The organism is Affinundibacterium amnicola, from assembly GCF_014284275.1.
Classification (GTDB): Bacteria; Pseudomonadota; Gammaproteobacteria; order Burkholderiales; family Burkholderiaceae_D; genus Undibacterium; species Undibacterium amnicola.
Genome location: NZ_JACOFU010000001.1, coordinates 332,035 through 353,986, shown reverse-complemented (window position 1 = coordinate 353,986; position 21,952 = coordinate 332,035). Strand labels below are relative to the sequence as shown.

General features: G+C 44.7%; 15 protein-coding genes and 1 tRNA gene. 9 read left to right on the top strand and 7 right to left on the bottom strand.

The annotated features are described in order from the left end of the window. Positions 1 to 139: 139 nt before the first annotated feature. The 5 genes from clpP to H8K33_RS01550 form a co-directional block, all read right to left on the bottom strand. The gene (clpP, locus tag H8K33_RS01570) at positions 140 to 766 is read right to left on the bottom strand and encodes an ATP-dependent Clp endopeptidase proteolytic subunit ClpP (RefSeq protein ID WP_281387217.1); all 627 of its coding nucleotides are present in this window, start codon (positions 764 to 766) and stop codon (positions 140 to 142) included. A gap of 13 nt (positions 767 to 779) precedes the next feature. Next, complete coding sequence (tig, locus tag H8K33_RS01565; protein ID WP_186889220.1) at positions 780 to 2,123, bottom strand: trigger factor; 1,344 nt, start codon at positions 2,121 to 2,123, stop codon at positions 780 to 782. A gap of 27 nt (positions 2,124 to 2,150) precedes the next feature. Then, a tRNA-Leu gene (locus tag H8K33_RS01560) sits at positions 2,151 to 2,237 on the bottom strand. Positions 2,238 to 2,471: 234 nt separating this feature from the next. Beyond that, positions 2,472 to 5,591: an efflux RND transporter permease subunit gene (locus H8K33_RS01555; RefSeq protein ID WP_186889219.1), complete on the bottom strand. Its 3,120-nt coding sequence runs from the start codon at positions 5,589 to 5,591 to the stop codon at positions 2,472 to 2,474. Continuing rightward, positions 5,588 to 6,781 (bottom strand): efflux RND transporter periplasmic adaptor subunit, encoded by a 1,194-nt coding sequence (locus tag H8K33_RS01550; RefSeq protein WP_343043770.1) that lies wholly within the window; start codon positions 6,779 to 6,781, stop codon positions 5,588 to 5,590. The genes H8K33_RS01555 and H8K33_RS01550 overlap by 4 nt, the downstream gene beginning before the upstream one ends. 376 nt (positions 6,782 to 7,157) lie before the next feature. Here H8K33_RS01550 and hpnC point away from each other — a divergent pair, with 376 nt between their 5' ends. Continuing rightward, a complete protein-coding gene (hpnC, locus tag H8K33_RS01545) occupies positions 7,158 to 7,967 on the top strand; it encodes a squalene synthase HpnC (protein ID WP_186889218.1) in 810 nt (269 codons plus the stop codon). Between the two features lie 29 nt (positions 7,968 to 7,996). Then, entirely contained in the window at positions 7,997 to 8,701 is a 705-nt protein-coding gene (locus H8K33_RS01540; protein WP_281387216.1) for a M24 family metallopeptidase, read from the top strand. A 111-nt stretch (positions 8,702 to 8,812) separates the two neighbouring features. On the opposite strand, the gene H8K33_RS01535 is transcribed toward H8K33_RS01540, so the two are convergent. After that, entirely contained in the window at positions 8,813 to 9,667 is an 855-nt protein-coding gene (locus H8K33_RS01535) for a hypothetical protein (protein WP_186889216.1), read from the bottom strand. A gap of 215 nt (positions 9,668 to 9,882) precedes the next feature. Here H8K33_RS01535 and hpnD point away from each other — a divergent pair, with 215 nt between their 5' ends. The 6 genes from hpnD to H8K33_RS01505 all read left to right on the top strand — a co-directional run bounded on the left by hpnD (position 9,883) and on the right by H8K33_RS01505 (position 18,909). Next, positions 9,883 to 10,716, top strand: a complete 834-nt coding sequence (hpnD, locus tag H8K33_RS01530; protein WP_186889215.1) for a presqualene diphosphate synthase HpnD — start codon at positions 9,883 to 9,885, stop codon at positions 10,714 to 10,716. Between the two features lie 5 nt (positions 10,717 to 10,721). Then, on the top strand, positions 10,722 to 12,131 hold the full coding sequence (gene hpnE / locus H8K33_RS01525) for a hydroxysqualene dehydroxylase HpnE (protein WP_343043769.1): 1,410 nt from the start codon (positions 10,722 to 10,724) through the stop codon (positions 12,129 to 12,131). Between the two features lie 121 nt (positions 12,132 to 12,252). After that, positions 12,253 to 13,122: an alpha/beta hydrolase gene (locus H8K33_RS01520; protein ID WP_186889214.1), complete on the top strand. Its 870-nt coding sequence runs from the start codon at positions 12,253 to 12,255 to the stop codon at positions 13,120 to 13,122. Between the two features lie 432 nt (positions 13,123 to 13,554). Beyond that, complete coding sequence (locus tag H8K33_RS01515; protein ID WP_186889213.1) at positions 13,555 to 16,200, top strand: TonB-dependent receptor; 2,646 nt, start codon at positions 13,555 to 13,557, stop codon at positions 16,198 to 16,200. Between the two features lie 385 nt (positions 16,201 to 16,585). After that, positions 16,586 to 18,217, top strand: coding sequence for a sensor histidine kinase (locus H8K33_RS01510; RefSeq protein WP_222613245.1), 1,632 nt, complete (start codon positions 16,586 to 16,588; stop codon positions 18,215 to 18,217). 26 nt (positions 18,218 to 18,243) lie between these two features. Continuing rightward, the gene (locus H8K33_RS01505) at positions 18,244 to 18,909 is read left to right on the top strand and encodes a response regulator transcription factor (protein ID WP_186889211.1); all 666 of its coding nucleotides are present in this window, start codon (positions 18,244 to 18,246) and stop codon (positions 18,907 to 18,909) included. 174 nt (positions 18,910 to 19,083) lie between these two features. On the opposite strand, the gene H8K33_RS01500 is transcribed toward H8K33_RS01505, so the two are convergent. Then, on the bottom strand, positions 19,084 to 20,313 hold the full coding sequence (locus H8K33_RS01500) for an extracellular solute-binding protein (protein ID WP_222613244.1): 1,230 nt from the start codon (positions 20,311 to 20,313) through the stop codon (positions 19,084 to 19,086). 400 nt (positions 20,314 to 20,713) lie between these two features. Here H8K33_RS01500 and H8K33_RS01495 point away from each other — a divergent pair, with 400 nt between their 5' ends. Next, entirely contained in the window at positions 20,714 to 21,928 is a 1,215-nt protein-coding gene (locus H8K33_RS01495) for a DUF5009 domain-containing protein (RefSeq protein ID WP_186889209.1), read from the top strand. Positions 21,929 to 21,952 lie beyond the last annotated feature (24 nt).

The following is a 21,952-nucleotide window of genomic DNA, read 5'->3' as shown; positions in this document are numbered from 1 at the left end:
CAAAAAAACGAATCATCACCGCAATCCCCTACACAAAACCGATGTTTTTCGCGCACACCAATTGAGCTTTCGGCGCAAAAATAAAAAACGCCCGCACCTGATGGTTGCGGGCGTTTTCACTGAAACCCAAATAAAAATATTAAACGCGATGTGTTAATACTTTATCGATCAAGCCATACTCTGCGGCTGCATCAGCAGACATAAAATTGTCACGATCGGTATCTTTCGCTATCTGCTCAATAGTCTGACCTGTTTTTTCGGCCAAAATACCGTTCAAACGTTCACGCAAATACAAAATTTCGCGTGCCTGAATCTCTATATCAGATGCCTGTCCCTGCGCACCGCCCAGCGGTTGATGAATCATGATACGAGAATTTGGCAAAGAAAAACGCTTTCCTTTAGCACCAGCCGCGAGCAAAAACGCTCCCATGGATGCTGCCAAACCGGTACACAAAGTCGATACATCAGGCTTAATGAACTGCATCGTATCAAAAATCGCCATACCAGCAGAAACTGAGCCACCAGGTGAATTAATGTAGAGTGAAATATCCTTGTCTGGATTCTCACTCTCCAAAAACAACAGTTGAGCGACGATCAAATTCGCTGCCTGATCATTTACTGGACCAACCAAGAAAATGACACGCTCTTTGAGCAAACGGGAGTAGATATCATACGCACGTTCTCCACGCCCACTTTGCTCAACGACCATTGGCACCATGCCAAGCATATTTGTTTCTAAACCAGAGTTATGAATGATGCCTGTCATGAATATTCCTATCTTATTGTGCTGCGTTGTTACCCATCAGTTCGTCGAATGGCAAAACTGAATCACTTACTTTTGCCTTACCCAACACATAGTTGACGACGTTTTCTTCTAATACAAGGGCTTCAACTTCAGCTAAACGATTACGATCACTATAGTAGTACTTCACTACTTGCTGTGGATCTTCATAGCTTTGTGCGAAATCTTCAACCTGTGCTTTGATTTGATCAGCAGTAGCTTGCAACTGATTAGCTTTGACCAATTCAGCCAAAATCAAACCTAAACGTACGCGACGTTCTGCTTGCGCAGTAAACAATTCTGTTGGGAATGGAACGCCTTGTACATTCATGCCGCGTTGCGCCATGTCTTGACGTGTCATTTCAGCCAAACGCTCAGCGTCTTGATCAACCAAAGCTTTCGGCGCATCAAATTCAACTGCCTTCACTAAAGCATCCATCACGCTATCTTTAGTTTTTGCTTTAACGCGACCTTTAACTTCGCGCTCAAGATTTTCTTTGATATCTGTGCGCATTTTAGCGAGATCGCCATCTTCCACGCCCAGCATCTTCGCGAATTCGGCATCAACCTCAGGCAAATGCGCCCATTCCAGTTTCGTCAAAGTCACAGTGAATTCTGCTGTTTTACCAGCAACATCTTTGCTGTGATAATCTTCTGGGAAAGATAAAGGGAAAACTTTAGATTCGCCTACCTTCAAACCCAAAGTTGCGACTTCAAATTCTGGCAACATGCGGCCTTCACCAAGTACAAAAGCAAATCCTTCTGCTTTACCACCAGCAAATTCAACGCCATCCAAAGTACCAGTAAAGTCAACAGTCGCACGATCACCAGCTTGCGCAGATTGATCTGCACCGCCATCACCATGCGCACTTTGCTCACCCTTGACGTGGAAATGCACACGCTGCTTACGCAAAATATCAATTGTTTTGTCGATTTCGGCATCTGTCACATCAGTTTTTACCTGAGTCACTTCAACGCCAGACAATTCACCAATAACTACTTCTGGATACACTTCGAAAGTAGCATCAAATGTTAAGTAATTATCAGAATAACTTTTCTTTGGCTCGATGCGCGGGTAACCTGCAACACGCAGGCTATTTTCTTTCACCGCTTCTGCGAACGCAAAGCCAACTTTATCATTGAGAACTTCATTCTCAATTTGATAACCATATTGTGCCGCAACCATTTTCATCGGCACTTTACCTGGACGGAAGCCAGGCGCTTTTGCTGTACGGGCACGTACTTTCAAACGCTTTTCAATTTCCGGTTGCATTTCTGCAATAGGGAATGTGATCGTAATACGGCGTTCTAATTTTTCTAAAGTTTCGACTGCAATTGCCATGAAAATCGTCCAAATATAAAGAATCTGTGGTGCGAGGAGGGGGACTCGAACCCCCACACCATTGCTGGCGTCAGGACCTAAACCTGGTGCGTCTACCAATTTCGCCATCCTCGCGGGATGAAAACACCTTCCGGTAGAAAGACCAGCACAAAAGCAAAGGGCGACTTCAAATACATTGTCGCCCATAACTAGTACTGTGGCATTTCAACTTCAACCAACTATTCTACTAGATTTTATCCAGACTTGTCTCGAATTTTTTGTATTGAAATTGAAACTACCGCATTTTTTGCTGGCATCTGGCTTTTTCAATCAAAACCAAGTGCCTAGCAAATATGCAGTATTGTCTTTTTAAACTGGCTTAACAGATTTACCTGGTTCCTTAATTCTGAACCAAGCTGCGTACAAGGCTGGTAAGAATAACAAAGTCAATGCAGTCGCAATAATTAATCCACCCATAATAGCCACGGCCATCGGCCCCCAAAACACGGAGCGTGACAATGGAATCATCGCCAACACCGCTGCTGCGGCCGTCAAAATAATTGGTCGGAATCGGCGCACTGCAGCTTCCACGATGGCATCCCATGCTGGCACACCTGCGGCTCTATCTTGTTCAATCTGATCAATCAATATCACTGAATTTCGGATAATCATACCGAACAGGGCAATCACGCCAAGCTGCGCAACAAACCCAAACGGACGCTGCAATATTAACAGTGCCATTGCGGCTCCAGCCACACCCAGAGGCCCTGTCAAAAATACCAACACCGAGCGTGAAAAACTATGTAACTGCAACATCAACAAAGTGAAAATAATAAAGATTACTAGGGGAACATTGGCCGCAATTGACTCTTGCGCTTTACCACTATCAGCCGCAGCACCTGCCAATTCAATTTTATAGCCCGGCAACAAACTTGCGCGGATAGCATCCAATTTTGGATTGATTTGCGCAGATACCGTTGGACCTTGAATTCCATCGACCACATCTGATTGAACGGTGACTGCCCATTCTCGCCCTTCCCGCCAAACCACACCTGGCTCCCAAGCTAATGAAATTTTTGCGACTTGCGACAATGGCACCGTCTTACCACTCGCAGTAGGAATATTCGCATTACTCAATGCCTGCACCGTCGAGCGCTCATCTACCGGTTGGCGAACAACAATATCAATCAATTTATTAGATTCCCTAAATTGACCAACCGTTGTGCCTGTCAATATCGTATTGGCAGCGCGCATCACGTTTTGCGAGGTCACACCTAGTGCACGCAATTTGTCTTGATCCATATCGATACGAACTGTTTTAACCGACTCATTCCAGTTGTCGTTCACACCGATTGCATTTGGATTTGCATGCATCACCGCCTTAACGCGATCTGCAACTTCACGCACCTTCTCCACCTCCAAACCTGTCACGCGGAACTGAACGGGATATGGCACTGGTGGTCCATTCGGCAGCAACTTCACACGGCCACGCACCTCTGGAAAATCCTCTTTAAATGCTTGATTAATTTTCAAACGTAAGGCTTCACGTGATTTCAGATCCTTTGGCAACACGACAATTTGCGTCACGTTCGTTTGCGGGAATATCTGATCCAAGGGCAAATAGAAACGCGGGCTACCAGTACCAACATAGCTAGTAACGCTCTCGACACCCTGCTGTTTCTGTATGAAAGCTTCAAATTTTTTCGCTTGCGCCTCTGTCGCTGCAAACGAAGAACCTTCTGGCAACCACAATTCCACCATCAACTCAGGACGACTAGAATCCGGGAAAAACTGTTGTTCAATAAACTTGAATCCAAACACACCCAATCCAAATACCGCCAAGGTGATCGCAATCGTCGTTTTACGCCAAGTGACACACCAATTGACCAATACTCTGAAACGCGAATAGAACGGAGTATCAAACAATTCGTGATGTCCATCGGCACCAGAGTGCGGTTTTACTCGCAATAACAAATAACCCAAATAAGGCGTGAACAATACCGCAGCCAGCCAAGAAATAATTAATGCCAAAGCATTTACAGAAAACATAGAAAAGGTATATTCGCCGGCAGCAGACTCTGCCAATCCAATTGGCAAAAATCCAGCGGCTGTAATGAGCGTTCCTGTCAACATCGGCATCGCTGTTGAGGTATAGGCAAAGGTGGCGGCATCGAATCGCGAAAACCCCTCCTCCATTTTACGCACCATCATTTCGACGGCAATGATGGCGTCATCCACCAACAAACCCAAAGCAATAATTAAGGCACCAAGTGAAATTTTATGCAAATCAATATTAAGAATACGCATAAACAAAAAGGTCACGGCCAACACCAGAGGTATCGTCAATCCAACAACCAAGCCCGGCCATACATCCAAGCGCCATGGCTTGGTATGCAATCCCAAGGATAAGAAGCTGACCGCCAATACAATAACCACTGCTTCAATCAAGGTGTTCACGAACTCACCAACCGAAGAAGCGACAATCTTCGGTTGATCAGAAACACGATCTAGCTGAATACCAACTGGCAACTGAGATTTGACGGAAGCGACCTCTTTATCGAGATTTTTACCGAGCTCAATAATATTTCCGCCCTTTTCCATCGAGATGCCAAGACCAATCACTTCCTTACCATTAAAGCGCATTTTATCCACTGGTGGATTTTTGTATTCACGCTTGATGTTGGCAAAATCGCCTAAACGAAAGGTCGTTCCATTTGCACGCAATTGCAAATTCTCAAGATCTTTAACTGTGAGCAGTGCTCCCGATATACGAACTTGCAGATTACTTGAAGACGTTGTTAACACGCCCGTCGCGTCAATCGTGTTTTGAGAATTAATTTGTGCGACGATGGTTTCAAATGGCACACCTAACTGAGAAAACTTCTTTTGCGAAAACTCAATATTAATTTTTTCTTCTTGCACGCCAAACATCTCAACCTTGGCAACTTTTGGTATGCGCAAGAATTGCTGTCTTACGAAGTCTGCGTATTCGCGCATCTCTTCATAATTAAAACCATCGGCGGAAATAGCAAAGATAGAGCCATAGGTATCACCGAATTCATCATTAAAAAATGGACCAATCACACCAGCAGGCAAAGTCGCTTTGATATCCCCAATTTTCTTACGCACTTGATACCAAGTCTGCGAAGTTTCTTTCGGTGGTGTTGATTCGCGCAACTGCAAAATGATTAAAGTCTCGCCTGGCTTCGAATAGCTACGAATTTTGTCAACATACGGCGCTTCTTGCAGCTTCTTTTCCAACTTATCAGTCACCTGCTCTGCCATTTGCAAAGCGGTTGCGCCTGGCCATACGGCGCGCACCACCATCGCTCTAAAAGTAAATGGTGGATCTTCATCCTGACCTAATTTCGCAAAACTAAATATCCCACCTAACAATAAGGCGACCATCAAATAACGCGTTAAGGGAATATGCTCTAAAGCCCAGCGAGACAGATTAAATCCGCCTTTATCTTGAAGTTCTTGACTCATTTATTGGCTCCTGAGGCTGCAGTAGATGCAGCAGCGTTTGCTGCACTAGCAACTGGTGCAGATTCCATGCCAAGAATGCGCACTTTTTGTCCTGCCTTCAATAAATTGACACCCGCAGTGACGATGATCTGCCCGGCCTGAATTCCACCAGAAATCAACACATCTTCACCACTTGTTGAGCCGATTTGAACTGGAACAAGTCTGACCACGCCGGATTCCACAATCCAAACAGAACTCACATTTTTTTCTTGAAACAATGCAGTTAGAGGTACACGTATCATTGCCATCGGATTTTTCATGCCGAATAACACGGTCGCAGTCATCCCTAAACGCACATCTTTTGCGGTATCTGGCAAAGCAACTTTAGCGACAAATGTTCGTGTGACAGGATCCGCAATTGGCGATAATTCACGCAACTTAGCAGCATAAACTTCGCCACTGTTTGCCCACAATTTGACCTTTAGATCGCTCATCTGGCGAATAGAATTAATCTTATCCTCGGGAACTCCAACAATGACATCCATATCGCCGGCTTTTGCAACGCGCACTACTGGCGTGCCAGCGGCAACCACCTGCCCTACTTCAGCATCAATCGCAGTCACCACACCATCAATGTCCGCTGTCAAATTGGCATATGCAGCCTGATTCGATTGATTAGAGAATCCTGCCTTCGCTTGCTCGTAGCTCGCTTGTGCTGCTTTATAAGTCGTTTCTTTGGCATCTAACACCGCTTGCGCGACAAAATTCTTGTCACGTAGCTCTTGGTAACGCTTCAATTCAGCCTTCGCCAAATCACGATTGCTCTCAGCCGCGCTCAAGCCCGCTTTGGCTTGCGTCTGCCCCAATAGGAGATCTTGCGGATCTAACTGCATCAGTACCTGCCCACGCTTTACCAAAGTACCCAGTTCCACATGACGTGCTACGATTTTACCTGGTACACGAAAGCCCAAACGCGACTCCACGCGAGCTCGAACCTCACCGGAAAGTTCGGCAACAAATTCACTAGCTTGCAGTTGTGCCTGAATTGTTCTCACTGGACGAATATCTTCGGTTTTTTCCGCTTTCTTTGAGCACGCGCTTAACAAAATCAAACTTAACAAAACAAGTATTGAGAATGCGATTGCTCTTGCCTTAGAGGTCTTTGTTGATAGCGCAATGATTTGGCGCGGACGAGATGGTGAAATTAACACGAGAATTTTCCTTTACGATTCCGTCACATAAAAAGCGGAGAATGATTTGTTTAGACGCCATGCCAGCACATCAACAAAGCCAAAATACAAGACCAAAATAAATAACAGCATTCGCTGATCTACAAACTCAATAGAAACAATCCAGATTACACTAGCTGAATTGGCAAATAAAATAAGTTAATCCCATTTAATTTGCCGCTGACACAAATACAGCTCGATCAATTTATTTAAATAATAGCTTTTTAATTATATTTCAGTCGAACATGCTTACTGACTCTTGGGTTAGTAATTATAATCAGGAATGTTTTACTTGCCAATGACTTTCGGGTCATTTATTTTTCATTATCTTTAATATTACAAATTTCAATTCTCTTTTATGAGCGTAGATCACTACGAAAACTTCCCTGTTGCGTCATGGCTCATGCCTGCACACTTACGCCCAGCGGTCAAAGTCATTTACGCTTTCGCCCGCAGTGCAGATGATCTGGCAGATGAAGGTGATGCCAGCGACGAACAGCGATTAAACGCACTGACTGATTACGAAGCGCAGCTACACATCATTCAGTCAAAACACGCAAGTGAACAAGCGCTTTTTCAAGCCTTAGCCAAAGTAATCCATGATTACCAGCTGCCTATTTCGCCATTCTTCGATCTGCTTGACGCCTTCAAGCAAGACGTCCGATGCAAACGTTACGACAATTACGTCTCTCTGATTCATTACTGTGAGCGATCAGCCAATCCTGTTGGTCGTATCATGCTCCATTTATTCCACGCCGATACAGCACAAAATTTGCTCGAGTCAGATCAAATTTGTACAGCACTACAACTGATTAATTTCTGGCAAGATGTCGCCATTGACTGGAAAAAATCTCGTGTCTATTTACCGCAAGAAGATCTGCAAAGGTTTCAAGTGACAGAGCAACAAATTGCAAACGAAGATTGCGATCAAGCTTGGCGAGATTTAATGCAGTTTCAAATTAGCAGAGCACGAGAAATGATGCTCGCGGGTAGCCCACTATGCAAAAAATTGCCGGGCCGCTTTGGATTTGAACTACGCTTAGTCGTTCAAGGTGGCTTGAGAATTTTAGAGAAAATAGAAAATGTTGAAATGGATATATTTCAACATCGCCCAACCATTAAATCCTCTGATTCTGCGCTGCTGTTTTGGCGAGCATTAAGAATGTAAATCTATGCAAACATCTGATCATTCACGCTATGCCTGACATCCTGCAAATTCAAGCTCATCAAAAGGTACAACACTGTGCGAAAACGGTGATGGCACAACTACCACATTTACTCATTGCGGAGGATAGTGAATACACCATTGCAGCAAAGGCATATCAATTATTATGCGAGCAGGGTTTAACGGAAACTTGGTATTACGACTGCCCGGCTCTGGTGCTAGCTGGTACCCGCAGCTGTCTTTCGATTTCGGGCAGAGAATACCAAGCCAGCCAAGAAAAACTCGGTGGAAAAAATCTGATCAGTATCGATTTAAGTCCAAGTCTTGACACAGTTTGGGGAGATTTTTCACGTACATTTGCTTTTGAGTTTGGTAGCTACGTCGAACATGCGAAAACACTAGAGTACCAAAATGGTTTAAGTTTTCTTAGAAAATTACATGAAGAAATGTGTAATTGGGTTCGTCCAAACACCAGCTTTCACCAATTATTTCAATGGGCAAATGTACGAATTCGCGAAAGCGGTTTCGTCAATTTAGATTTTCGTACAAATGTAGGGCATAGCATAGAAGTGCAACGTGAACGACGACAGTACATACAAGCAAACAATCACCAATTGATCTCAAGCATCGATTTTTTCAGCTTCGAACCTTTTATTCGCCTAAAAGGTGGCCATTGGGGCTTTAAGCATGAAGATATTTATTATTTCGGCGAAGACGACAAATTAATTTGCCTATGATTTATCGCTAGTAGAACAATAAAAAAGCCAGGCAAGCCTGGCTTTTTTTAACTTAAATGAGTCGATTCAACAAGAACCTCAAAAACATCCCAGGAATCAAAATCAATTCAATCAGACCGCAACACAACTAATGCCTATACTATTTGTAGGGGCAGGATTTGCCAAAGATGCAGTACCTTTACCATTAGTCACTGTACATTTTTGACCCGTTGGCTGAGTCGTAATCTGAACATCATAGCTGTCGCCATTAGCCAAACTAAACGTCATCGTGTATGCACCGTCTACCAGTAAATTACGTGTATCCAAAGTACCATCAGCCAAAGTATTGGTCAACGTCAAATACGTTCCTGATTTTAATCCTGCCAAAGTGCCGCCAACAGGAACACCTGTCGAGCATGCAACCGCAATATTTGTTGGTGGACTACTGAGGTTAGCGACACCAGAAGCATTTTGAATTTTGCAAACTTGTCCCACTGGAGGCAAGAACACTTTCGCAGCATATTCTTTACCGTTCACAGCATAGGTTTGAAACGAGAATACGCCATCGGCAGTCAAGGTGGTTTGCGTTGCGCCATTCATAGACAAAGTTAAGGATTGGCTTGCAGCGAGTCCGGTCAACGATCCAGCCAGCGGCACATTGGGCACGCAATTCACAGCAATATTATTTACCGCAGCTTCACCACTCATCTTGCCACTGCCGTTGCTAACGGTGCAATTAACGGGATTTGGCTGCTGTCCTACCGTAATATTGTAAGAAGCATTACTCGCGACACGGAATGAAAAAGGACCATCTACACTCAAAGCTTGCGTATAACCGACTTCATTCACAAGCACTAAGTAGCTGCCAGTTGCCGTTAAGCCTTTTACATTACCGCCAACCGAAGTGTAAACAAAGCCACCACAGCCGACTAATACGCCTGCTAATAACGTGCCTAACACTGCCACTTTTTTATTTAATTTAATCAAGATAAGCCTACCTCATTACGATATATAAACGACTCAACGCTGTTTGCCCGTCAAGACGACTGCACAATAATCCGGCATTGTACAACATGCTTGCTGCATTTTTTTGTCTATATATTGTAAGAACAAAACGCGCGAACGCTGTAGCAAGTTTGTGCTTAAACGCGCAGTCGGTTAGCATTACGCCTTAATTCATAGCCTAGCCTAACCAATTCAGCATGTCTCCAGACGAATATTGCCAAGAAAAAGCCGCACAAAGCGGTTCTAGTTTCTATTACAGCTTTCTATTTCTGCCACAAGAAAAGCGCCGAGCCATCACCGCACTTTATGCATTTTGTCGTGAAGTGGACGATGTGGTTGATGACTGCACAGATGAATCTGTCGCCAGAAATAAGCTGCTCTGGTGGCGTCAGGAAATTCAATCAATGCTCAAAGAGCATCCTAGTCATCCGGTGACCAAAGCTTTACTACCCCATCTGCAAACTTATCAGTTAGATGGCGCACATTTTCTAGCGATCATCGATGGCATGGAAATGGATTTGAATCAAAACCGGTATCTGGATTTCATCGCCCTGCAACGTTATTGTTGGCATGTCGCTGGCGTCGTTGGCGTGCTCTCCGCCAGCATTTTTGGCATCAAAAATCCACAAACGAAGCAATTCGCAGAAAAATTAGGTCTGGCATTTCAAATGACCAATATCATCCGCGATGTTGGAGAAGATGCCCGTAAAGGTCGCATCTATCTACCCGTTAATGAACTGCAGCAATTTAATGTTCCGGCGAGCGACATTTTGAACGCGCGTCATAGTGAGCAATTTGTCGCATTGATGCAGTTCCAATACGAACGCACACAAAAACTGTATGACGAAGCATTTGCCCTATTGCCGGAAGAAGATCGCCGCGCGCAAAGAACCGGATTAATCATGGCGGCAATCTATCGTGCGCTTTTAGTCGAAATCCAAGAAGATCAGTTTCAGGTATTGAAACAAAGAATCTCGTTAACTCCGATACGTAAATTGTGGTTAGCTTGGAAAACCTATATTCGTGGTTAATTTCAGTGATTAAACACAAAGCAAAAAACGACAAAAAACACATTGCCGTGATTGGTGCGGGTTGGGCTGGTTGCGCTGCCGCCGTCACTTTATGTCAACAAGGGCATCAAGTAACTTTGATCGAAGCCTCACGTACATTAGGTGGACGAGCACGCGCTGTGGAGGTTGATGGTCGCTTAGTCGACAACGGACAACATATTCTACTTGGTGCCTATTCTGCTTGTTTAGAGCTGATGCGATTATTGAGAATCGATCTAAAAGAAGCGCTACTACGCCTTCCATTGCAGATGGTTTATCCGCATCAGACCGGTATTCAATTTATTGCGCCAAAACTTCCAGCACCTCTACATGTCCTGTTCGCGCTAATGAGCGCAAAGGGTTTATCTGGTGCAGACAAAATGGCCTTGGCGAGATTTTCTACGACCGCCCGTTGGATAGATTGGCGTCTCCATCAAGACTGTACCGTTGCAGAACTATTGGAACGTTATGAGCAGACCGAAAATTTATGTCGTTACATGTGGAATCCGCTTTGTATCGCTGCGCTAAACACCCCGCCTGAACGCGCCTCAGCACAAGTTTTTTTGAACGTTTTGCGCGATAGTTTAGGGGCAAAACGAGCGGCCTCAGACATGTTAATTCCACGCCTCGATCTTAGTCGTCTATTGCCGGATGCCGCCGCCGAATTTATAAGACAACACGGTGGACAAGTCATAACTGGTGTTTCAATACAGTCCTTAAAGCAACAAGACAATCAAAGCTGGCGGCTTGAATCGCTCAGGACCAAGCTCGCGCCAACAACAGCCATTGAAGCTGACCCAATTACCAATCAACAGTTTGATGGCATCGTGATCGCCACCAGCGCAAAGCAAGCCCAACGCTTACTTTCGGCCGCAACGATAGACTCAACAAATCAATCCAGATCAGATACAACGCAAGCATCTCTAACAAACTTGGAATTTGTATACGAGCCAATCAGCACCTGCTATTTGCAATACGCAGAATCATTAAAACTTGATCGCCCATTCTATGCATTGGCGGATGACCCGCAGCAAAAACATTGGGCGCAATTTATTTTTGATCGCGGACAACTCAACCCAGCTCAAACTGGATTAATGGCTGTCGTGATCAGCGCATCGACCGCAGCAAGCTCCCATGCCACATCACAAGTTATTGCGGATATTTGCCGGCAGCTCGCACAACAATTGCAAAATGCGGCATTCGCGACGCCTATATGGACGCAAGTCATTACCGAGAAACGGGCAACATTTGCCTGTACACCCAATCTAAAGCGCCCTGCAAATCAGACGGAAATTCCTGGTATTACTTTAGCGGGCGATTTCACCGCAAGCGACTACCCGGCAACTTTAGAGTCCGCCGTTCGTAGTGGAATAGAAGCAGCGAAAGCCTGGATCTAGTTAAGTAATCGGACGACGGATCTAGACCTTTATTTCACACCCAAGGGCGAGTCAATTTGGTATGTTTATACCTTGTTTGTCGTGCTATTATTTTTACTCAAACATTCATTCAGGAGAAATAATGCGTCATCTTTTTTCGCTGTGCATCATCCTATCTCTATGCGCTTGCAAGAGCGTCATCATTGAAGAATCGCAATTCATTCGACCCGATAGCATCGCTCCCTATCAATCCAAAGGAAAATTTGATGATCAGGCATTAGCAAAACTTCTGCCAAACGCTAGCTTAAAAGAAGAGCAAATCGCGATTGATTCACAAGTTCAATTAAACGGATTCAGTGTCAAGCAAACGCCAGCCTCAGTCACCGTCCTCTATTTCGGTGGTAATCGTTCACACATCGACGACGCAGCCAAGGTCATTAGCCGAAGTGTGGGCAGTTGTCCGATCAATTTCACCATGTTTGATTACCGTGGATATGGACGTACCAACGGCAATCCAAATGTGATTAATTTGAAAGAAGATGCCTTACGAATATATGATTACGTCAAAGCGAACACCTCAGGTCGATTGATCATTCACGGTCACTCTCTAGGCAGTTTCATGACCGCTTATGTTGCGCAACACCGTCCAGTCGATGGCATTATTTTAGAAACTACGGCAACCAAGGTAAGCGACATTTTGCGTTTGCGCACACCTTGGTATGCAAAACCATTTATTCGCTTTGAGATTGTCCCTAGCTTGCAAGCAATTGACAATACAAACGCACTCGCACAATACAAAGGAAAAAGCCTGGTCATCTCGGCAGAAAATGACCAAACTACACCACCAGAGCTGGGGCTGGCGGTATTCCAGGCAATCGCAGCGAAAGAAAAACAACACTTGTTTGTGAAAGATGCGGGGCATAATAATTTGTTAGATAAAAAGGAAGTACAAGCAAGCTACTGTGAGTTCGTACAATCTTTTACATCACCGACGCAAGCAACTGGTAGTTAACTTTTCCGCAGAAACCTCTGCACAAGCGTAGCAAGCAAAGTGTGCGTCGAAAAACGCAGCTGTGCTAGAGCACAGCGAGCATCGCAAACTCAAAATTCGGGCGCGCAGCAGGTAGTGCAGAGGTCCCCTCACATGACATACGCTGACTAGCGGTGCATTCTCACAATGCCTCACTAGTCAAATCACACATTGCTCCGAGAAGTCCTACCTCAATAAGCCTAAGTAAAATCACTTAGGTGCAAGAGTAAATTTCTCAATTGCGGCACTACTCCACAAAGATAAAACTACGACAAGCCTCATTACTAACAGAATTTGTTGTAATGAGCTTCGCATCGAGCGTGTTGGGGAGTACAAACGGCTCGATACCTAAGTCATTATTAATATACTTTCGAGAGAGCTAAAATGCCCCGCCTCAGAACATCACGATCAATTATGCACCTAGCCATTGCCAGCGCCTGTTCGATGCTGGCTTTCCAAGCAGATGCGCAAGAAGTTTCAAACAACCAAAATACGACAACCAAAGCCGAGGATAAAAAAAAGGATGCCATTCCTGAAGTGATTGTTACAGCTACACGTCAGGCAACCTCGTTATTAAAAACGCCTGTCGCCGTCACAGCACTCAAAGCAGAAGATTTATTGCGCGCCAATGTGAAGGAATTATTAAACCTGAGTGGTTCCATCCCGAACGTGCAATTTGGTTTATCCAGTGCCGATTCAGGTGTCTTGGTTTCGATTCGAGGGGTGACCTCTACCAATTTTACCGAGATTGGCGACCCTGCTGTCGGTATCCATATTGATGGAATTTACTCGCCACGCCCACAAGGCTCGCTGGCATTAATGTTCGATCTTGATCAAGTTGAAGTATTACGCGGTGCACAGGGAACACTGTTTGGCCGCAACTCAACCGCTGGCGTGGTAAATATTTTGCCTGCCAAACCAGAATTCAAAACCAATTATGGCTGGAGTTCTTTGAACCTCGCCAATTACAACGGCAAAGAAATACGCTCCGTTTACAACTTTGGCATTAGCGATAATTTTGCATTACGTGCAGCAGTCATGGTGGATAAACGCGATGGATACATCAAACAAGAACGCGATCTCAGCGATCGCGGTGTATTACTGTCCGATGGTAACGGTGGTTCAAGCTTCACCCCCGATGGTAAACCTGACGTTGACCAACGCCTCAACCGTCAACTATCACCAAAAGACTATTACACCAATTCTGATCAATGGGCGACACGCTTAACAGCACGTTGGGCGATTGATAAAGATCTTGAATGGACTGGTGGTTTTGAACATTATCAAAACTCTGGCGCAGGTGAAGTTGGTCTGAAAGACTGCAAAATGGCTGCTGGTACCCGCTTCGCTTGCGGCCCACAAGGTCAGTGGTACGCAAAAATTAATGTGCCAGGCAAACTCGATATGAGCATCGACACTTATCGCAGCAATCTGGTGTGGAAACTGTCACCACAAACAGAGTTAGGTTACAAAGTCGCATACGCGGTACAAAAACGCGTACAACATCATGACGATGATGGCGGCCAATCCTTTCTTGCTTCCGATGTCGGTGTCATGGAATCATGGGGCAATTGGGGTGCGCAACACGCTTTAGATTGGGCTAGTTACACACTAGATTCCAATTATCGTTCCTTGGTGAACGAACTCCAGATCAAACAAAATTTTGATCAATGGCGTTACGTGGCAGGCCTGTTCAATATGTCTGAGAAGAATGCGATCAATTTTGCGCAAGATAAATTGATCGAAGCACCATGGGGCATGCCACACGCGCAATACTACGCACAACCAGATCGCCAAGTGCATTCCAAAGCGCTGTTTGCTCAAGCAGACATCAAGCTGGCAGATCAGCTGTCAGCGACCGTTGGTTTCCGTATGAGTAAAGACAGTCGTGAAGACATCGGCGGTGTCAGCGCAGGTCTATGGAGTGCCGAAACACCTTGGTATTACAACGGGAAATATGTACCAAAAACGCCAGGCACCGGTACAGCGCATAACGGTACCGATTTGACATTTGATATGGGACCATTTGCTGGAGTTGGAGTATTCCCTAGTCCGGTAGTCAATACCCATAAAGCTAGCTGGGAAAAACCAACATATCGTTTAGGTTTGCAATACGACTTTGATAAAGCGACCATGGTGTTTGCTTCTGCCGCAACTGGTTATCGCCCTGGTGGTTTTGGCGATAAATTTGATACTTGTGGTGGCGGCACTTGTGTCGATGGCGGCACACAAAAATACAGCTACCTTGAATACAATCCGGAATTAACGACCAACTTCGAACTCGGTTATAAAGGCCGTCATTTCAATAACAAACTAGATCTGAGCGTAGTTTACTTCCACACCAAATATAACGACATGCATGTCACCGGCATGAATGCAGTTGGTCAGAGAAAACTGCGTGCTGGAGAAACCTGCCCAGATTGGGACCCAGCTTGCGATGTCGTCACCGCATGGAAAACTGAAAACATCGGTAACTCGAAAATCCAAGGCTTAGAAATTGAATACAAAGCACGTCCTTGGATCGGTGGAAGCTTGTCGGGATATGCATCTGTAATGAACTCAAAAGTTTTGTCCTATCCAACCTTTAATGACAATTGGATGTGCGGCCACCGTGAAGAATTTGGCGCAGAAGCTTGCGCTCCACTGTACTTGGGAGAGGATCCAAGTAAGCGTGGTCGTGCAATTCGCGATGTCAATGGCAATCAATTGCCAATGGCTCCGAAGTATTCCTATGCCATCAATTATTCACACGATTTTGAACTCGACAATGGTTGGATACTGACGCCATCGATTGGTATGCGTTACCAAAGCCGTATGTATTTCACTGTTCGCAATCTCGACAATCGCGTGCTGGGTGACTATCAAGATGCCTACACCAATTGGAGTGCTGCCGTGAAGTTGGCTGGTCATGATGACAAGTGGAACGTGGAATTATGGGGCACCAACTTGAGTAACAATATCGTCAAAAATTGGATGGGGCAAGGCAACGCAGGTGGCTATACATTTAATAGCTACAATCCACCAAGAATGTTCGGCCTGCGTGCCACGATAAATTATTAAGATCACGGAGGGTGATATAAATTTTTGGATGCGAATCACATTCGTATAGCGCTTCCCCCAGGACGTTCTACCAATTAGTTCCATTTGTTGGGTCTCCCCCATTGCCCCAACAAAAAGGACTGGAAACAGCAACACCAGTTTTAAACAGAACTAAGTAATAAGACGAACTGGCTTTACACGGCAAATTTCGCTAAGAGATTTGCCGTCTTTTTTATTGATACATTCAGCTTTCCATATCCATGTTCAAGAAAACTGAGGAAGATTAGAGAACTAAAATTATCACGCATACTTTTTGCAAAAGCAGATCGCGAATGCTAAATTATGTCTTGTGATGAACTTCAACAATTTGGTGCCTGCTAACTCATCACGCTATTCAGGAATTACGATGCGATTCACGCGACACCATTTTTTTACTAACCGCTGGACCTTGTTAGGCATGATGTTATTCCTAACTGTTGGGCTATTCGCATCTAGTACGCTTGGTTGGCTTTGGTATGCAGAGAAACGCGCAACCGCAGCACGTCAATCCTCGCTCGATTTGCTGTGGATGGAACAAATCATCACCAACAAATTAGAAACGCAGCAGGTCATGTTACAAAATTGGGCGCTCGATTTAGATCCTGCATCGAAACCATCCCGGCAAGAATTTTTACGAAGAATCGATGAATTAATTAAAGAAAACCATGCCATACTCGCTGTAGAAATCATCGACGAACAGCAGCAACGCCTAATCGGCTTGCCAGATTATGATCAACGTCCCGCACATTTGCCACCACTCAACGACCCTTTGGTGAGTGAAGCAATTCAGCAAAGTCGTCGTCTCAATTCCAGCGCTTACAGTCAAGTCATAGAACAATTCGCGCCACTGTGGGTGTTAGCACTACCAAATAGCAATGAGCAACATCGCCTGCACCGGATTGTGGTCACTTACAATCTAGATAAATTGCTTACGCAGGAAGTCCCTTGGTGGTTTGTCCAACGCTACGACCTCAGTTTGGTCGATGAACACGACAAGCAATTGTCACCCAGTGAAGGTGGGATTGTCGCGCACAACAAAGAAATTAACCGTCTCGATTTTGGACCATCTGGCAGCGGCCTAACATTCAAGACCAGTGTTCGTACAGTTCAAAATTTCGATAATTTATTGATAGGATTAGCCATCGCGGTACTTTTGTTTGGTATCTTGATTATCTGGTTACTACGTTTATTGCGGCGCTGGATTAAAGAGCGCAAAGCAGCGCAACAAGCATTACGTGAACGTGACGAATTGCTGCAACATACCGCACGACTATCGAGCTTGGCTGAATTTGCATCGGGGATGGCACATGAACTAAACCAGCCATTAGCAGCCATCGCCAATTACGCAGCGGCAGCCGAATGCTTGTTAGAGACCGATAAAATTCAATCCCCTAAAGTCAGGCAAGCGATAGAAAAGATGGGCGAGGAATCGCGACGGGCTGGCAAAATTATGCATAGCATGCGCAATTTCATTCAAAAAAGTGCGACGCCGCATGAGCCCTATTCGATCTCACAACTGGTGCATGAATCGATAGAACTGATCGAAGCACAAGCAAGGCGCCAACATGTACGCATCCAAGTAGATTTACGTACAGAAGATATTAAAATTGACTGTGACGCAGTGATGCTCAAACAAGTGTTATTCAATTTAATGCGTAATGCTTTAGATGCGATGGACGCTAAGCAAACAGATCATGCACAGCAACTAGAAATACGCACAGAACAAACAGAAGATTACCTTGTCTTTAGCGTCACAGATCAGGGGCAAGGTGTACAGGATATCGACAAATTATTTCAGGCGTTTTATACCACCAAATCAGAGGGAATGGGCTTAGGCCTAGCGATTTGCCGTACCGTGATTGAAAATCATGGCGGCAAGATTTGGGCAGAAAACAATCCAAGTGGCGGCGCAAGCTTTCACTTCCGCTTACCGCTAAAAACACAACAGATGCCACAAACACAATCAGCACAACCAGTGCCATCAATACAAAGATCATGAGTGCATAGAAATTCAAAGGCAGAAAAATGACACAAAAAAAATCACACGAAACACAGACTGAATGCCAATCACGTATTGCGATTATTGATGATGATCCAAGTGTACGCAATTCTTTGGTCATGCTATTAGAAACTCGCCATTGGCAAACTACAGAATTTGAACGAGCCCAGGATTTTCTCGATCAAGCGGATCCCGTCGATTTTAATTGTCTGTTAGTCGATGTAAGGATTCCTGGCACTAACGGATTAGAGTTATTTGACGAATTGATCCGTCGTAGCAAATTGCACAGTAGCTATCTACCGCCGGTGATTTTTTTAAGCGGCCACGGCGATATTCCCTTAGTAGTACGTGTACTCAAACAAGGTGCGGTCGACTTCCTAGAAAAACCTGCCGACCATCGCAGCTTACTCGATGCCATTAGTCGCGCCATCGTCAGTGATGAAAAAGCACGCGCAGGCCATCAAGGACAAGCAGGCTTACTGAAAGAAATCGCAGAACTAACACAAAGAGAACGCATGGTTCTGACAGAAATTGTAGCGGGTTATTTGGGAAAGCAAATTGCCGATCACTTATCGATCAGTCCAAAAACAGTAGAGGCACATCGTTTACATATCTGCCAAAAATTAAACGTCAGAACTAGCATGGAATTAGTAGCAAAGCTACGCGATATTCCACCTAGCCTGTGGCAGTGAGGGATGAAAAGTCTATGTGAGCAATACAATTCAGCAACTACAAAAGCAATGTATCAATTCTGAAAATGAACTGAGTCAATAATAAATACGCTCAATAAGCGCACTACAGAAGCTCAACAAATAAGCTTAACAAATAAGCTGTATCAACTCAGTAAATTAGCACGACAACTAGCTTTACGGTTCTGCAGCCAAAATGGCATTCGCTTGCTTCGAAGCCTGTTCTAGATTTTTCTTAATGGCGACTTGAGAGTGCGCATCTTTTTGCCGGTTTACTACCGCGACTATCTTGGCGATGTGCGTACGAAACACCGTTTCCAATTGTGCCCACGCGGTCACTACAGGGTAATGTCTACCCAACTTTACCTGTTGAATAAATTCAGCATAATGTGGGTTTTGCATTAATGATGCATCGTAAACCGCATCTAATCGCGCCGGCAACATTCCCGACAATTGACTAAACTTCACCTGTGCTTGCCGCGACACAAGGTATCGCAATAATTTCCAAGCCTCTTCTTTGTTTTTTGAAGATTTCATCAAGGCCAAATCAGATCCAGAGAAAAACGTCTGATTACCTTTGATCCCCGCCGGATACGATGCGACGCCGAAATTTTGCGCAGTAGCCGTGCCCATTTGTCCACCTTTTGCCTTAGGCGTATTCAACATTTTCAACACCCAAGGTCCACTAAAAATAACCGCATATTGATTCGTAAAAAAACCAGATTCAATCTGTACTGAGTCTTTTTCCAAAGCCGATAGTGGTACTAAACCTTCATCTGCGAAGCTGGTGTAATAGCTAATGGCCTGCAAAGTTTCTGGCGAAGAAATACTCACTGTCTTACGATCTGGACTTAGAAAATCTCCGCCGGCATTCCAAATCCACGGTGCCAAATTATGCAAAATATCTGAATCACTTTTCCCGGGATAACCTAAGGCTGCGACTTTTTTTCCTTCGAAATTGATACCATTAATTTTTTGCATGGCTTGCTTAAAACTACTCCAATTGGCAAAAGCATCACTCGCTTTCACCCCTGCCTTTTTAAACAGATCAGTACGATAATAAGCAACCCGTGCTCCCGCATACCAAGGAATGGCGAACACTTCCTTTCGATTATGTTGATGCGTTGTCACCCACAAGGCTGGGAAAAAAGCTTTTTCTCCACCAACTTCATTTTGCTGCACCAAACTAAGCGGTTCAAGCGCATCTTTGGCCGAAATCGCTGCAACCCAAGTGCTACCTAATTCCAGCAAATCCGGCCCCTGCCCTGAATCTGCAGCGGCACTGATTTTGCTCCAAGCGTTCTCCCAATTCAGTACCGTCACATTCACTCGCAAATGTGGATTGCTTGCCAGATAGGGGCGCAATATCTCACGCATATCCTGCTGCGGCTGAGCGGTGGTCGACATGACCCAAATATTCAACTCAGATGATTTGCCCGATGCGATCGCGGTGGCGCTAAACGTGCTCAACAAAACTAGGCAACACAGACAATTAAGACTAAGCAAGCCCTGTCGCTTCATGGCATTGACTGTATAAATTGAGTGGAATATTTTCATAGAGATTTAAGCAGACACTAGCGAAAGAAAGAACTTGCAGTGTGCCCCAAATTCATTTCAAAGGGAATGCGCACCCATATCACCTAAGTATATTTACCTAGATTAGAAAGTAGTTCTATGCATTGTCGTTTTAGTTTGCCCGGAGTAAATTTCTGCTTGGCACTATTAAGCAAGGCGCATCAATATCGGCAATTGCCCGATGCTGCCTGAGAATTGCATTTCTTCTTCGTATTCTGAAAGTTTGTTTTCTATGTTAAATCCCATCAACACCCTGAAGAATCAAAGGGTGATTTCGATTGACGCGTTTCGTGGCATCACTTTTTTAATCATGATCATCGTCAACGAATTGGCCAGTGTCAATGGCATTTCTATCTGGCTCAAACACATGCCTGCGGATGCCGATGCGATGAGTTTTCCTGATATCGTCTTTCCTGCATTTTTATTTATTGTCGGTATGTCGATTCCGTTTGGCATCAATCACCGTATCGCAAAAGGTGAAAACCGATTCAGTTTAAATCTGCACATCCTATTGCGCGCTGCAGCCTTGATCGTAATGGGGCTATTCATGGTGAACGCAGAAGGAGGCTATCACCAAGCCTCAATGTCAATTTCTATACAACTATGGGCCTTATTATCCTATGTGGCATTCATGTTGATTTGGGGCGTTTATCAATTTAAGCGAGCCATCATCAATCATCTGTTATTAGCAACCGGCATCACGATATTGATCATATTGGCGTTGATTTATCGAGGCGGTGAAGATGGATCACAAACGATGTCACCACAATGGTGGGGCATTTTAGGCTTGATTGGGTGGGCTTATTTAATCTCTTGCGTCATCTATCAGCTGTGCCAGGGAAAACAAGAATTGCTGATCTTGGCGACGGCATTGTGTACGATCTTATACATCGTTCTGCATACCGATAGTTTTGGCGCAATGGCAGAATCTAGTAGTTTGTGGAAGTTAATGGCGAGTCTGGATGCACATGCCGCACATAGTAGTATCGTGCTAGCTGGACTGGTTTCTAGTTTGATCTTTTTCGAAGAAAACGCAAGGCTCTCACAGGCAAGACGATTTTCTCGCGCTTTTAGCCTGATGATTACACTCATCGTTGCAGCGAGCCTGCTGCGACCAGAGTATAAAATTTCAAAAATTTATGCGACACCATCTTGGTGTTTCTACTCTGCCGCGATCTGTATAGGCGTATTCGGTTTTTTATATTGGTTAATGGATCTTCAACGGATTCAAAAGTGGATGTTACTCATTAAACCTGCTGCCATCAATCCACTCATCTGTTACCTGCTCCCTTTCATTATTGAATCAATCTTGAGCATGCTAGGAATACGCTCCCCCCTACGATCCTTCGATGGCAACCTTGGTATGCTAGCCGCGTTATTCTATGCAGGCCTGATCATATTGCTAGTGCACGGCTTGAATAAAATAAACTTCAAATTAAAATTCTGAACAAACCGAGGTGCAAAATAATCG